Origin of the sequence: Phocaeicola sp. HCN-6420, from assembly GCF_037890145.1 — a bacterium.
Lineage (GTDB): Bacteria > Bacteroidota > Bacteroidia > Bacteroidales > Bacteroidaceae > Phocaeicola.
Window position 1 is genome coordinate 21095 of record NZ_JBBKBJ010000035.1, and the last position, 15162, is coordinate 36256.

The window sequence follows — 15162 nt, forward strand, 5'->3', positions numbered from 1 at the left end:
AGAGGACTACACTTGTGCCCGATTCTTTTTAGGGACAGAATTTATTATTTCCGTATTTCTCCGCTTCCGATACATAGATGAGCATCACTGTCGTAAATCACTCCAAACTGTCCGGGAGCGATACCTTGCACGCTATCTTTACTTTCGATATAACATGTTCCATTATCAAAGACAAGACTTCCTTTCTGAAAAGTATCGGTATGACGGATCTTAAAACGGATTTCCTGTTCTGTACCTATAGTCCACGGATTGTCTGTAATGAAATGGAAGTCAACAAGCCGGAATTTGTGTCCGTATTGTTGTTCCGTATCAGCTCCGTGTGATACATATAAAATATTGTTTTCGGTATCTTTATCTACAACGAACCACGGTCCACCACCCAGTCCCAGACCTTTGCGCTGTCCGATTGTGTGAAACCAGAAGCCCCGATGCGTACCGATTTCCTTGCCTGTTTCCAGTTCGACGATAGTTCCTGTTTTTTCTCCCAAGAAACGTCTGATAAAATCATTATAGTTTATTTTTCCGAGAAAACAGATTCCCTGACTGTCTTTACGTTGTGCGCTGGGTAGTTTTGCTTGAGTTGCTATTTCCCGTATCTGCTGTTTCATGTAGCTTCCCAGTGGAAACCACAGTTTCGAAACTTGCAGATAATCGATTTGTGCCAAAAAATCAGTCTGGTCTTTTATCGGGTCTTTGGCCGTAGCCAGCCAGGTCTTTCCGTCTATCAGGCAGGTCGAAGCATAATGTCCGGTAACGATTTTATCGTAAGCATATCCGGCTTTCTGTTCGAAACAGCCAAACTTAATCAGCTTGTTGCACATCACGTCCGGGTTAGGGGTAAGTCCTTTACGGACCTTTTCTATGGTATATGCTACGACATTATCCCAGTACTCTTTCTGGAGGTCGATGATGTTCAGTTTCAGTCCATAGCGATGTGCAGTAGCTGAGGCAAGTTCAATATCCTCTTCTGCCGTACAACTAAGTTCGTTGTCGGTATCCATCCCTATCTTGATATAAAATAAGTCGGGTTTATATCCCTGTTCGCAGAGCAAATGTACGGCTACGGCACTGTCTACTCCGCCTGAGATAAGTGCAGCTATATTCATATTCGTTTGTTATTTGCTGCAAAGATACGCTCTGCCGTTCTTTTTATAAATACCCTATTTAGGGTATTTTGTCAGATTCCTATCTGCCGTACAGTTTGTCTATCAAGTCGCTGCGTCCTATTTTCTTCAGTTCACTGATAATGGCGCGTCGTTCTTCCGGCTTATACCAGAAGAAAAACATGCGTTGTGCCAGCTTTTCTTTCTGACTCTTTGCCGAAAAGACAGGTTCCAGTGTATAAGGATGATAACCGGTATACCATGCTTCTGTGGCTACAGTCATCGGGGTAGGAGTGAAGTCCTGTACCTGTTCCAGATGGAAGTCCAGCCGTTTGGTGATAACAGCCAGTTCGGCCATATCCTCTTCCGTGCAGCCGGGGTGACTACTGATGAAATAAGGAATGATTTGCTGGCGCAGGTTTAGTTCCTTATTGATCCGGTCGAAGATACGTTTGAAGCGGTAGAACTGTTCGAACGGCGGTTTGCGCATGATGTAAAGCACCCGGTCACTGGTATGCTCAGGAGCCACTTTCAAACGTCCGCTTACGTGGCGTGCTATCAGTTCTCTCGTATATTCGGCCGTACTTTTATTCACTTCCGGATCTTTGCTTTCGTGCAACAGCAAGTCGTAACGTACTCCACTACCGATAAAGCTCTTCTTTATTTGGGGGAGCGCATCGACCGCATGATAAATATCCAGCAACGGACGATGGTCTGTGTTCAGATTTGGACAAACTTTCGGATGAATGCACGACGGGCGTTTACACCGGCGACACATCCGCTCGTCGCGTCCGTGCATGGCATACATGTTTGCCGACGGACCACCGAGGTCACTTAAATATCCCTTGAAGTCGGGCATTTCCGTAATGGCTTTGACCTCTTTCAAAATACTTTCCTTGCTTCGGCTTACGATAAACTTACCCTGATGTGCAGAGATGGTACAAAAAGCACATCCCCCAAAGCATCCCCGGTGAATGTTGACCGAGAATTTTATCATATCGAACGCCGGAATTCGTTTCCCTTTATATTTAGGATGAGGCAAACGCGTATAAGGCAGGTCGAACGACATGTCGAGTTCTCCCTGTGTCATGGGCGGGTATGGAGGATTGACCACAACCACTTCATTGCCTGCTTCCTGATAGATGCGGGCAGCTTCGTATTTATTCGATTCTTCTTCTATGTGTCGGAAGTTCTGAGCCTGTTTTTTCTTATCCTTCAGACATTCTTCGTGAGAGAAAAGACGCAAATCGTTTTCCTCTGGCGTGAACTGAGATTTATGGCAGAGATAAGCCGTCTGCAACAAATCGTGCGGCAACACATTTTCATCCTTCAGACGCTTACACAAATCGGTGATAGGTTTTTCTCCCATACCATAAATCAGCAAGTCGGCTCCCGATTCAATCAAGATAGACGGACGAACCTTATCCACCCAGTAGTCATAATGCGTCAACCGTCGCAAGGAAGCCTCTATACCACCTAAAACGACAGGAACGTCGGGATAAAGTTTCTTCAGAATTTGAGTATAAACAATGCTTGGATATTCCGGACGCATATCATGTCGTCCGTCGGGAGTATAGGCATCCTCACTGCGCAAGCGCTTATTGGCGGTATATTTGTTTACCATACTGTCCATACAGCCGGCCGAAACGCCGAAAAACAGTCGTGGTCGTCCCAGCTTCTTGAAATCGCGTAAGTCATCGCGCCAGTTAGGCTGCGGCACGATAGCTACTTTCAGCCCCTGTGCTTCCAGCATACGTCCGATAACGGCAGCACCAAACGAAGGATGATCTACATACGCATCGCCACTGAACAAGATTACATCCAGTTCATCCCATCCTCTCAATTCCACTTCTTTTTTGGTTGTAGGCAACCAGTCTGTCAGTTTATACTCTTTCAAATTTCAACGTTTTTAGTTACTTGCAGTCTTGCTACATTAATATATACTCTCTTTCCTGAACAAGATTAGAGCTTGTTTAAATTTCCCAATAAGACTCTTAACATACTTTCTTCTTCAGATTTTCCAGCCCGATATGCAGAAGCCGGCAGACAAGAAAACCCTTTAAAAGCAGGTCTGTATAAAATTTAAACAAGCTCTTTTCTATGTTTATTCTTCAGCTTTTTCTTCTTCTTCCTTTTCTTCTTCCTCCGCCTTTTCGTTTTCCCACTTGATATAAAGCAGAATTAACTGGTGAAGTCCAAACGCTTTCATATTGTTATGGTAAATAACATCAATGCAAAGATCCAGCAAGTCCTTGCAGTTTTCGGTTTGAGAAGCGATGAGCGAGCGCACATTCAACTTCAGTTTATCAAGAACCGATTCATCAACAATTCCATTGCTGTCTATCAATTGTTGGAACAAAGCATATTTCTCAATGGTTTTCAGATGCTCTTCCGATATTTCCATACTACGTGTGCCAGAGGCATTTGTCTGTATTGTGTACATAGTCTTGATTAAATTTTAACGTTTACATGAGCAAAGGTAAAAAATTAAATGAATAAAGAGTCATGAACACAAAAGAATTTGTTGCCGTTCTGTATAACCATTTTATTATTTCGCTTCAAAAAAGTTGAGCATCGCTTTCATGATATGTGTCCGCTGCTCGGCTTTCATGATGCTTTCAAAGGGAAATCCCAGTACAAAAGTACGGTAAGCCCCTTTATATGCCACTCCGGCGCATTGATTCCCTTCGGTATAGCTGAATACCGGAAAAGCCTGACCGACAGGAAGAAGACAGTCGGGCGCAGGTACGGCATACGTCTGTTCGTTGGCACTGCGAGGTATCTGAAAGCGGATGTTTGTACCGAAAATTTCTCCCGAACGCATCTGCTTCATGCTTCCTCCGTAGGTATACTTCAATACATTACCGGTAAAATTGGTATCTCCCAGTTTGTTGCCGATGTAAGAACCGCTTACAAATAAATTCCCTCTGTTGCGGCAATATGCAGTAAGAGCTTGCTGCATGCGTTTGTTCAAGGGGCTATTTTCTCTTCCATAAATCAGATCGACCATGTAATATGGGCTTAAATCGGTAGAGCCACTTTCGAGCGTTTCACTGCTACACGATACAAATGAATACCGTCCAGCCATCTGAATAGCCTTTCCATGCACAAACGGATAGTCGAATGTATTTCCGGCAATCTGTATACCTTCCAGTTCGTTTCCACTATATCCCAGTCCCTCTTCCGTTTCGATACCGGCTTTGGTACGGTTAAAGTTTTGCTGATAACCACAGAATGCCGTTGTGCTGATGTAAGGCAACCCCGGATCGGACTGAATGTCGAAGCCCTGCATCATCAGCGTATTCATCGATTCCGGTCCGCAAGTACGGTGGAAAGCATTTACAATCAGTACCGTTCCTTTACTTCTCTTCGCCTTGTATGCCGACAGAATTTCCGAAGGAAAACTTTCGCCTCCTTTATTGATCGCAGTAACCTTGAAGCTGTAAATCAGACCCGGTTCTACTTTGGCTGTAAAACTGGTTCCTTTTACATACGTACCATTGTCGAAGCCACCGTATCCGATGCGCGTATACACTACATATCCCTGCGCTTTTGCCGTAGATTCCAATGGGTCTTCGGTAGGAGTCCAGCGCAGTTCGAATGTATTTTTCTTCTTTCCTTCGCTGATGGCGAAATGGCTTACCGGCAACGGCTGAACCGTATAACTGCTATGATGCATTTCTGCAAGGTATTTCAAGATTGATTTGTATACCGACCGGGCTACCGTAAACTTGAAATCCGGTTCATAACCCAGCTTCAAATCGGCAAAATTCTGATGCGAAAGCGTTTCGAGTATCATCGAGGGAACAGCCGGCAGTCGAGTTTCACTATAATTCCGGTTCCACATGCTGCGGCGTGCCCATTGTATGCCAAAGCGGGAACTGATATCCTTTTGGAGTCCGGTCAGCACCATATCCGTCAGGTCGCGCGACGTATAACGGGAAACTCCACTGTTTACCTTACCGTCGTTGAAATCTGTTGTATAGATACCCAGTGAGCCGACCAGTGCGTCATCAGTCTTGAAGCCGGCATCACTGTGCATGGCGAAAGTCAGTTCAAAAGGAACCTTCAGTCCTTGTTCTGTAGGATTGTACACTGAACCGCCACTCAGGTAGTTCGTCATTAGCGACCGTGCATTGATGTCGTCATTATAATCGTTTTCACCTTTACTCTTGCTGTACACTTCGTACGGCATACCGGCCCATTGCCCCCAGTAACGAGCTCCTTCCAGATAGCGTGGAACTCCGCTGACGTTCCCGCCACGGATGATGTTTCCCATGCCCCCTCCAAAGCGGACGGCATCGGCACAAACCACACCTTTCTGCGAGCTTTCATTACTTAGTACAACCATACCGTAGTCATTTGTTCCTTTGTCGAACTCGAATGTGCCTAAATAAACCCAGGTCCCACCACCCATTTGCTGGTTCACCTTAAATTCGGTAACCCCTCCTTTGTGGAAAATCAGGTATTTAGCATCGGAAACACTCTCGGGCAGTGTCTGATAACTGACATAGACAGCATATTTCCCGGTTTCGGGAATGTTGGGAATCCATTCGGCAAAAGCTTTTTCCGGCTTCGACTGGGTAGGAATAAAGCGTGCCGTACCGTCGCGGAATGGATTGTAGTTGTCGGGATATCGGAGATACTTCTGTGCAAATCCGGGTTGTGAAGTAGTCTTCCACACATATTTTTTCTTGTCGTTCTTTTCGAAATACCGGCTGCCGGGAGTACACGTATTGTTGTCTACCACCACTTCATTTTTCTGCCAGTCGCGTTCACGTGGCGTAAAGACCACCGCTCCTGCATTTTCGAGCATCGGGATAAGATAAGGAACTACAATAGACTGCGTGTATAAGTCCTCGGTAGTACCGAACAGACGCGGACGCTGCCAGCGCCATTCGTTGCGGTCGTTCTTGTAAAACTTCCCATGACTTTGCCATACGGCGATATGGCGGTCCTGCAATCCCTGACTGACTTTAAAAGGTTTTGAGATATTCTGCGTCCATGCATCCCCTTTGTATTCTATTTTACCATACAAGCGACTTTTGTCTTTCCCCTTTTTACGCATGAAGTTGGGAACCAGATTCTCAATGGGCTGGCCGTCAGCATAAAGAGTAATTTGATAATAATTGACCGGGCCTGGCAGCAGTTGCTTGAGTGAGCGGTAAATGGCTTGTGTATTTTCTTCGGTAAACGGCTGGTAGCCGAAATTATCGTTAGCATATACCTGTAAGATCTTGTGCTCATGGTCGACTGTAAAATGATCGAGCTTGCACTTACCGATATGGGCATAACTCGTCTGATAGTTTGTAAAATAATCTGTCAGTCGTTGTTCGATGTTCTTTTCCAGACTTTGAGCATACAGATGTCCTGCTGCCCCCAATAGCAGGCAGATATATACAAGAATAATTCGTTTCATAATGTAAGTTTTTATGTCGAGGGACAAACTTACGGAAAATCTCTGGAATATCCGCCGAATTGCAGCAGATTAACGCAACAGAATTTGATAATTAGGGAGTTAGAAGAAAAACGCAGAAGTTGGGCAGACAGTTGAAAACCGTCTTAAAGCAGATTAAAGCAAAAGAACGGTTTCCTAATCATTACCCGATGAAAGTGCAGATTTAACAGTCCCTGTTTCATTTTGCGGCGTTCTGCGCAGCTTTGCTTATCAACAGGTAACTCGTTGATTTATAGTTTTGCAACCAAAAAGAAACGAGTATGGCAAGAAGCACATTCAAGGTGCTGTTCTACGTGAACGGCAGTAAGGAAAAGAACGGAATTGTCCCCATCATGGGACGAGTTACAATCAATGGTACGGTAGCACAGTTCAGCTGCAAGCGGACTATCCCGAAAGAGCTTTGGGATGCCAAAGGGAACAAGGCAAAGGGCAAGAGTATGGAAGCGAGGGAAACCAATCTTGCCCTTGACAACATCAAGGCTCAAATCATCAAGCATTATCAGCGTATATCCGACCGTGAAACCTATGTAACGGCAGAAATGGTACGCAATGCCTATCAGGGATTGGGCGGTGAGTATGAAACGTTGCTCGGTGCTTTCGACAAGGAAAATGAAGTGTTCAAGAAGCGTGTCGGAAAAGACAGGGTCAGGGCTACCTATATGGCAAGGGTACGGGCAAGAAACCATGTGGCGGCATTCATCAGGTCACATTACAAGCGGAACGACATCTCCATGCCTGAACTTACGCCCGACTTCATCAAGGAGTTCGCCGTGTTCCTTTCCAACGAAGCCGGACTGCACAACGGTTCGATATGGGAAAACTGCATGTGGCTGAAAGGTGTGGTGATGCGGGCACATTTCAACGGACATATACCGAGAAATCCGTTTGCCCAGTTTCATATAAGCCCGAACACGAAAGAACGTGAATATCTGACGGAGAATGAGCTGAAAACATTGATGGAATTTCAGTTCAAAGACCCCAAGAACTCCTATCTCCGTGATATTTTTGTTTTCGCCAGTTTTACCGCCCTCTCATTCGTGGATATAAAGGAATTAAGCAACGACCAGATTGTGGAAGTGAACGGTGAGAAATGGATTATTTCCAAACGACACAAGACGGGTGTGCCTTTTCAGGTAAAGCTGCTGGATATTCCCTTGCAGATAATCGAGCGTTACAGAGCTTTTCAGGAAAACAATCTTGTATTTTCCAATCTCAACTATTGGTCAATATGCAAGCGTATGGGAAAGATGATAAAGGAATGCGGCATCACCAAGAAAATCAGCTTTCATTGCTCAAGGCATGGGTTTGCGACCCTGGCTCTCAGCAAAGGGATGCCAATCGAGAGCGTCAGCCGTATTTTGGGACATACGAACATTGAGACCACGCAAATCTATGCGAAGATAACCGTGCAGAAATTGGATAATGACCTCACGATGTTGGGCGACAAACTGAGCAAATCATTCGGAAACGTGAAAATGGCAGGGATATGAAACGGGAAATAATCACAACGGACAGCTATGGTAGAATTACCATACCATCCGATACAGGTAATATATGGATGAATGAAATGGAGCTGGTGGAACTGTTCGGGGTAATCGCCCCGACGCTCCGTGCCGCCATCCGTGCCGTGTACAAGTGTGGAGTTTTGAATCCTCTTGAAGCAGAAAAACGTATCAGGCTGCCCAACGGCTATTATGCGGACATGTATGCCCTGCCGATGGTGGTGGCACTCGCTTTCCGTATTGACACGTCAAGTACCGCAATGATTCGCAATGTCCTGCTGGAAAGATTGTGCCAGCGAAAAAAGGAACAAGTCCTGCTGGTATCAATGAATAACAGGATGCCGTATGAATGTTAGCATGAACTTTTAATGTTCAGCCATTTGATGATTAACGGTTTAATCTGACGTAGTGACGACATGAAGTCATTGAATCTGTAAATCAGTACGTCAGTCAATCTGTAATTATCTGCAACAACCAGTCCCCGAAGACGTGCATATTCCACGACTTCGGGCTTTTTTATCTCCTTTTACCTGAAAGAGCCACACGTTTATACTGCATTTTCTTTTGACATGACCTATTTTGCGCCGTTCCGCATAGATCTGCGTATCAAGATTTTGCCGACACTTCCGTAGCTTTGCAACCATGTTTAACCTGTTGCCGACAGGATGTAGGCAACACTAAAACCAGTATCAAGAATATGGAAAAAAAAAGAAGAATTCATTCGCGTAAGTACAACTCTCTACAAGATTGTGAACCAGACCCGCATTGACGGAGGCTATATGAAGAAGGTACTCTCATAGGCTTTTGGAAACAGAAAAGCCATAGCTCATTAGGGCATTTCCTTTACACAGTGCAAGCACCGCTAAAAATGCCCCAATGAGCCAACGGGGTTACACACCTCTGGACACCCCCGTTTGCCATGCGGCATGACCGCAGCAGACGGAAACCAACAAACCAAATTGTCAAACTTGAAAACGAAAAACAAGTATGGGATATATAAGCATTCAAATCAACAAAGCGAAAGGCTCGGCTGACACGGGCGCATCCGACCACATAGAACGTAAGAGCATACCCAAGAACGCCGACTCGACACGTACACATCTCAACCGTGAACTGGTGGAGTTTCCTGATGGAGTGTCCGACCGTACCGAAGCGATAAGTCACCGTATCCGTACGGCAGGTATCAAACGTAAGATAACCCCCGACCAAGTGCGGGCAATTAGAATCGTGCTTTCGGGTACGCACGAGGATATGACGAGAATACAGGACGGGGGCAGACTTGACGAATGGTGTGATGACAACCTGCAATGGCTACACCGTACATTCGGCAAGGAAAATACAGTTTCGGCAGTCCTGCACATGGATGAGCACACACCGCACATTCATGCCACGGTCGTACCGATAGTAACAGGAAAGCGAAGGAAAGCCAATAAGGAGCAGGAGGATGGTAAACGCTCCTACCGCAAGAAAGCCAATACCGTGCGCCTGTGTGCCGATGACGTGCTGACACGTGATAAACTCGTTGCCTACCACGACAGTTACGCAAAAGCAATGGAGAAATATGGCTTGCAACGTGGTGTGCGTGGCTCGGAAGCACGCCATACGACAACCGCCCAATACTACCGTGATTTGAAACGGAAGACGGGTGAACTTGAAGCCAACATGCGGCAGTTACAGACCGAGCAGCAACAGGCAGAGCAACAGCTTGACGAGATAAGGCAGGAGGTCAAATCGGAGAAACTAGAAGCAGCCAAGACGGAAGCGAAAGCCGCATTCGTGGCAAAGGTCGGTTCTATTTTCGGTGGTGGTAAACTGAAAGAGTTTGAACACAGGAATGAAGATTTGCAAAACCGCATAAAGGAACTTGAAGAAGAAGCCGTACAACGAGAGGTACAACATGCCAAGCAGATACAGGAAATGAAAAATGCTTACGAACAGCAGCACCGAAAGCTGTCGGAATTTACGGATTTTGTAAAACGCTACTTCCCTTATGTGGAAAAGCTGATGCCTACTATCAAGTTTTTGCGTGATACTCTGAATTTTAGCGATGGGCTAATCAAAAAGCTGTGCATGTTCAAGGATGTCACCATTAAAGGTAAACTCTATTCTTCTGAATTCCGACAGCTCTTTAAGACTGATGGTTCGATTTGTTCACTTAAAGAAACTTCGGATGGAAAATTTGACCTCAAAATAGACGGCGTTTCACATGTAAGTTGGTTCAGGTGCAAGAAAGACGAGTATATGGAAGCATTGGGATTGCCAACGAAAAAACAAAATCGAGATATTAAGTTGTAAATCAAAATAAAGTCCGTGATAGTTGGTGACATATCACGGAGTTTTTGTACTTTTGTAGCTGGATTGAGACAACTCTTTCCAAGGCATATTAGAAAAAGAAGAAGCGTTATGCTAATCGTGGTGTCGGAAACCTAGGAAATTTCCCAAACATACAAACGATGATTGCATAGTGGTTCTCACGCTATAGCGTGGGCTGCTATTGTTATATCTGTTTGTATAGGTTTCCTAGGACCTCCGACACAGGTGAACGATTTGTAGTTCACGCTTCGTGTTAAAAATATATGGTATGATTTTTAAATGGCTTAAAAAACTATTTGGATTATATGATAGTTCACCAACTGAAATCCCTGCAAATGGTGAACTCAAGCCATCTGCCTCTAAGTCGCTTTATGATGAACTTGACAAAAGGAAAGAACATGTAAAGCAAAATAGGGACAAACTTAAACAATCGCCAATTGATTGGTATTCTTTAAATACTCCTTCCCAAAAAGATGAATTACAAACTCGCGTCTTTTCTCCGCGTAAATTTGAGAATATACCTTCTCTTCAAACTTTAAAAGATGACAGATTAAGAAAAGAAGCACATGAATTAAAGGTGCAAGAAGAAAAGGTAAAGTTATTATTAGATAAACTTGAAACCTTTATTGCGCAACAAAAGCTTCAAGATGCAAAGCAAATAATGGATGTAATTACGCATGAAATAGTGCGTACAAAAGAGCCGTCCATAAGAAGACGATACATTTTTTTACAGAAATCCTTAGCTGAATTAGAAAGAAAAATAGAACATGAAAGACTTGTTAGGCTAGCCGAAGAGCAAAAACGCAAAGAGGAAGAAGAACGCAAAAAAAGAGAAAGAGAAGAAAAGGAAAGGATAGAGAATGAAAAAAGAATAGCAGAAGAACGAAGACAACGACAACAGGAAGCAGACAGGCTTGCCGAAGAAGCCAGAAAGAAAGAGCAAGCAGAGTTAGCTGAAAGGAAACGATTAGAAGTCCTATCTACTGAACGAAAAGAAAACTGGTTTGCTTTCAAACAAGTATTGGATAATAATGGTATTCAGTATCTATATCATTTTACAGATAGGCGAAATATTCCATCAATTAAATTGCATGGCGGTCTATTCTCATGGCATTATTGCAAGAAAAACAATATAACTATTCCGTGTCAAGGTGGTGATTATGATTCACAAGAGTTAGATAAAAAATATGGTTTAGAAGATTATGTTCGTTTGAGCTTTTGTAATGACCATCCTATGGCTTATCGTTTACAACAATCGGGGAGCGATATAGTCATTCTAAAAATTGAAGTAGATGTTGCCTTATTAAAAGGTACACTGTTTTCCGATATTAATGCAGCAGATAAACTTCATACTCACGGAGGAGAATTAGATGATTTGAAAAGAGTTAATTTTAACGCTACTAAAAGGAATTATGTCCGTAAAGACGATGATGATTTTAAGCCTCATCAGGCAGAAGTCATGGTAAAGACATTTGTTCCAAAGAAATATATTGTAAATCTTGATAATTTTTGAATTATGATTTATATAGAAAGCAAAAAAAGGAAATTAGAAAAAATAAAGGAAGAATATCCTAACGCTGTAATACTGGATATTACCTCTAATTCAGAGATGCGATATGCAAAAATATTGAGTCCGTTTTATCCACATGGAAATATACCTATTCCTTTTACTGACGGATTAAAGGCTACCTGTGTCGAAGCGGTGTGGCAAGGACTAAAAGTCTTTGAGAATGCAGGCGTGGATTTTGCGACATTCAAAAATGATACAATGCGAGATTTAAAACGGACTGTACGAAAATATGGAATGCCTAAAGGACACAGTAAAGGAGCTTATAGTAAAGAATTATTGGGATACTTTGAAGCGAGAATGCTTATCTATCTTCCAACGTATAAATGGGTACTGGATAATGTTCCCGAAGTTCATCATGTAATAGAAAGAATTAAAGCGCAAAGCAAAATTCAAGATATTGTATTATTAGATTATAATACAAATATAGACTTTCGAGATATTTCAAAGCCATTGTCACACGCAGGTTTGGTAAAATTATACATTGACGGTAAATACCCCAATGGCATAGAGGATTACCAGCCAATGACACAGGAAGAAATGGATGCAAAGAAAGTTAGGGAGAAAGAACTAAAGAAAGGACTAAAACGTAAGGTAAAAGAACGCAAAAGCGCACAAAGTAAAAAACTGTTTGAAGAATAAGTTGAACAATTAGAATTTGTAAAAGATGGAAATGATACAAGAATACATCGGTTTAATTTTCGCAGTCATCGTTGTAGCTGCTGTTATTATATTTCAAATTCGTAGTTTCCTTAAAACAAAAGGAAAAATTAAAGAGCTTGATAACTTGTTTGAAGATGTTGACACTCTGTCGCTTAAAGAAACGTCTATTACACCAAGTGTATTAAGGAACAAAGAATCTCTACAGAAATTTTTGCAAAGCATTCCACCACGCCATAATGATGAAAACGGTGATGAAAGCAAAGATTATACAGATTTATCACTTATCGTTTTTCAAGGTGGAAGTAAGTCTTCCAATAAGAAATTTAAAATGATTATTAATTGTACGAATGAGTACTTGTGCAAAAATACAGGGACAAGTGCTGATTTAGGGGTATTAGAAGACATATGTGACAGTCAAAAAGAAACATTAGAGGATGAAATACAAAATAGCCTTAATGTTCCTCTATATTTAGGGCTTGCAGGCACTTTTATAGGAATTATTACAGGATTATTGGGTGTTGATTTTGACCAAATTTTTGGTAACACAAATAACTTGAATGGATTACAGCATTTATTATACGGCATAGTTGTAGCTATGTGTGCAAGTTTATTAGGCTTAGGTTTTACCGTATATAATAGTGCTGTAACATATAAGACTGCTGTAAGTAAATGTGACGACGGTAAAGGAGATTATATGAATTTCCTAAGACGTGAATTAATGCCATTATTATCAAATAGTATGGCTTCAAGCCTAAATTCATTAAAGGGAGTATTAGGACACTTTGTAGATAAATTTGGAAAGAATTTAGATGCTTATGCTGATTCAGCAGAACTGTTAAACGACAATTTGGAAAAACAACATTTAGTTCTAGCAGAAATAAACAAATTGAGTTTAACGCAAACTGCAAACAAGATTGCTGAAACCTTTATGCAATTAAAAGATTCAGCTGATTCATTAACTGTTTTTCGTACATATCAAGAGCAGTTAAATTCAACAATAGCTAATACGTCAGGAGTTATAAATCAAATACAAACCTTAATAGGCAAATTTGAAAATTTTTCCACTGGACTTTCTGTTGTGATAAGTAATCAGAATAAAACAACCGAACTTCAGCGAGAGTTTCAAGAAGCAATAACAACCCATTTCCCGACAGGAGCAGAAGCAAGGGAGATTTGGAGAAAGGAATTTGATTTGCTTATGTCTGAGGGGAAGCACGTTTCAGAAAGTTTGTCAGCACAACTTACAGCATCAACGGAACACATTCAGAATTTTGTCGCCAATAACAAAGAGTTCTTTGATACATTTGATAAGCTGAAAGAAGTGCTTGATATAATGATACAATATACGCAAGTTCAAGCGGAATGTTATAAGGATATGAAGGGTGAAATATTAAATCTGAGAACGGATTTTCATAACGCTCAACTTGAGGATATAGAGTTAAACAAATCGATTCTTAAGGCTATAGAAACAATGACAGAATCTATTAAAAACTTAAAAGAAGAAAAGTAATTATGTCAAAAAACAGAAGTAATACTTTCTGGTTAAGTTATTCTGACCTCATGACAAGCTTGTTTTTCATTATGCTTGTTCTATTTATAGTGTGTGTCGTTAAGATGAAAGGTATTAATACACAATTAGATAAGGAGGTAAACGCTAAAGAGGAGCAGCTCAGAAAAATTGAAGAACTAAACAATTCTATTAAAGAGATAGATAATAAGTATTTCGAATACGATGAGCAATTCAAAAGACATACATTAAAAGACATTGAAGTTTCTTTTAATACCTATAGTTCTAACATCAATGATATAGGGCAAGAGCAGCTTGATAAATTACTAAAAGCTGGTCAAGCAATTGTCCGTTTTATGAATAGTGCAAAGAACAAAATCCCTGAAGCTCAATATATGCTTATCGTAGAAGGACAATCGTCAAAAGATTATTATACAAGGAATTATGAACTTAGCTATGAAAGGGCATTGGCTTTGATTAAATTTTGGTCAAATAATGGTATTGAATTTGATACACTTGGTAATTGTGAAGTTTTAATTTCAGGAAGCGGACAATCAAGTAAATTTAGAGTTCAACCTGATGTTAGAGGGAATAAAGATAACCAACGATTTGTTATACACATAATTCCGAAACCCGGCATCATAGAATAATTGGAAAGTGGCAATAGGGAATCTTTTGTCTGCTGAAAATTATAAGAAAATGATATTCTTGTTTTATTCATTAGCTCAATGCTTATAGATACACCCTAAATGAATGATATTTAAAATATTCTCTGTATTTTTGCATCCGTAAGAGTTACCCAAACAAGCAAAGCGATGCAGACTACGGCAATTGGAACGGTTGCCAAGTCATTACCCCAAAACGTGGTAATTCTTCTAACTCTCTTGATTTCAAAGAGGTATATTCCTTATACAGATTTACGGAAAATCTCTGGAATAACCTTATGAAATGTAAGAAATGAGGTAGGATGATTTAACGTTGAGGCTGTTATGTTATTATTATGTTATAGAGTAATGTTAACCTAAAAGTAGTGAAAGTACATTTTATTC

The 15162-nt window shown here is 41.6% G+C and carries 12 protein-coding genes; 7 read left to right on the forward strand and 5 right to left on the reverse strand.

The window, feature by feature from the left end; translation table 11 throughout:
* Nucleotides 1-44: 44 nt before the first annotated feature.
* The 4 genes from mnmA to WKT12_RS14670 all read right to left on the reverse strand — a co-directional run bounded on the left by mnmA (nt 45) and on the right by WKT12_RS14670 (nt 6522).
* Nucleotides 45-1106, reverse strand: coding sequence for a tRNA 2-thiouridine(34) synthase MnmA (gene mnmA / locus WKT12_RS14655; RefSeq protein ID WP_340320161.1), 1062 nt, complete (start codon nt 1104-1106; stop codon nt 45-47).
* Nucleotides 1107-1185: 79 nt separating this feature from the next.
* The gene (locus WKT12_RS14660; protein WP_340320162.1) at nt 1186-3000 is read right to left on the reverse strand and encodes a YgiQ family radical SAM protein; all 1815 of its coding nucleotides are present in this window, start codon (nt 2998-3000) and stop codon (nt 1186-1188) included.
* A 207-nt stretch (nt 3001-3207) separates the two neighbouring features.
* Entirely contained in the window at nt 3208-3546 is a 339-nt protein-coding gene (locus WKT12_RS14665) for a hypothetical protein (RefSeq protein ID WP_340320163.1), read from the reverse strand.
* Between the two features lie 105 nt (nt 3547-3651).
* A complete protein-coding gene (locus tag WKT12_RS14670; RefSeq protein WP_340320164.1) occupies nt 3652-6522 on the reverse strand; it encodes a golvesin C-terminal-like domain-containing protein in 2871 nt (956 codons plus the stop codon).
* 299 nt (nt 6523-6821) lie between these two features.
* Here WKT12_RS14670 and WKT12_RS14675 point away from each other — a divergent pair, with 299 nt between their 5' ends.
* Nucleotides 6822-8051 (forward strand): site-specific integrase, encoded by a 1230-nt coding sequence (locus WKT12_RS14675; RefSeq protein WP_340320165.1) that lies wholly within the window; start codon nt 6822-6824, stop codon nt 8049-8051.
* Nucleotides 8048-8419, forward strand: a complete 372-nt coding sequence (locus WKT12_RS14680) for a hypothetical protein (protein WP_057258643.1) — start codon at nt 8048-8050, stop codon at nt 8417-8419. The genes WKT12_RS14675 and WKT12_RS14680 overlap by 4 nt, the downstream gene beginning before the upstream one ends.
* Here WKT12_RS14680 and WKT12_RS14685 read toward each other — a convergent pair.
* Nucleotides 8416-8565 (reverse strand): hypothetical protein, encoded by a 150-nt coding sequence (locus WKT12_RS14685; RefSeq protein WP_182019460.1) that lies wholly within the window; start codon nt 8563-8565, stop codon nt 8416-8418. The two genes, WKT12_RS14680 and WKT12_RS14685, sit on opposite strands and share 4 nt — an antisense overlap.
* A gap of 485 nt (nt 8566-9050) precedes the next feature.
* On the opposite strand from WKT12_RS14685, the gene mobV reads away from it, so the two are divergent.
* From mobV to WKT12_RS14710, 5 genes are all read left to right on the forward strand, one after another.
* On the forward strand, nt 9051-10358 hold the full coding sequence (mobV, locus tag WKT12_RS14690) for a MobV family relaxase (protein ID WP_340320166.1): 1308 nt from the start codon (nt 9051-9053) through the stop codon (nt 10356-10358).
* Nucleotides 10359-10644: 286 nt separating this feature from the next.
* A complete protein-coding gene (locus WKT12_RS14695; RefSeq protein ID WP_340320167.1) occupies nt 10645-11889 on the forward strand; it encodes a DarT ssDNA thymidine ADP-ribosyltransferase family protein in 1245 nt (414 codons plus the stop codon).
* Nucleotides 11890-11892: 3 nt separating this feature from the next.
* The gene (locus WKT12_RS14700; protein WP_134770777.1) at nt 11893-12585 is read left to right on the forward strand and encodes a DUF6939 family protein; all 693 of its coding nucleotides are present in this window, start codon (nt 11893-11895) and stop codon (nt 12583-12585) included.
* A gap of 25 nt (nt 12586-12610) precedes the next feature.
* Nucleotides 12611-14116: a hypothetical protein gene (locus WKT12_RS14705; protein WP_340320168.1), complete on the forward strand. Its 1506-nt coding sequence runs from the start codon at nt 12611-12613 to the stop codon at nt 14114-14116.
* Nucleotides 14117-14220: 104 nt separating this feature from the next.
* Complete coding sequence (locus tag WKT12_RS14710) at nt 14221-14763, forward strand: hypothetical protein (protein WP_340320169.1); 543 nt, start codon at nt 14221-14223, stop codon at nt 14761-14763.
* Nucleotides 14764-15162: the final 399 nt, after the last annotated feature.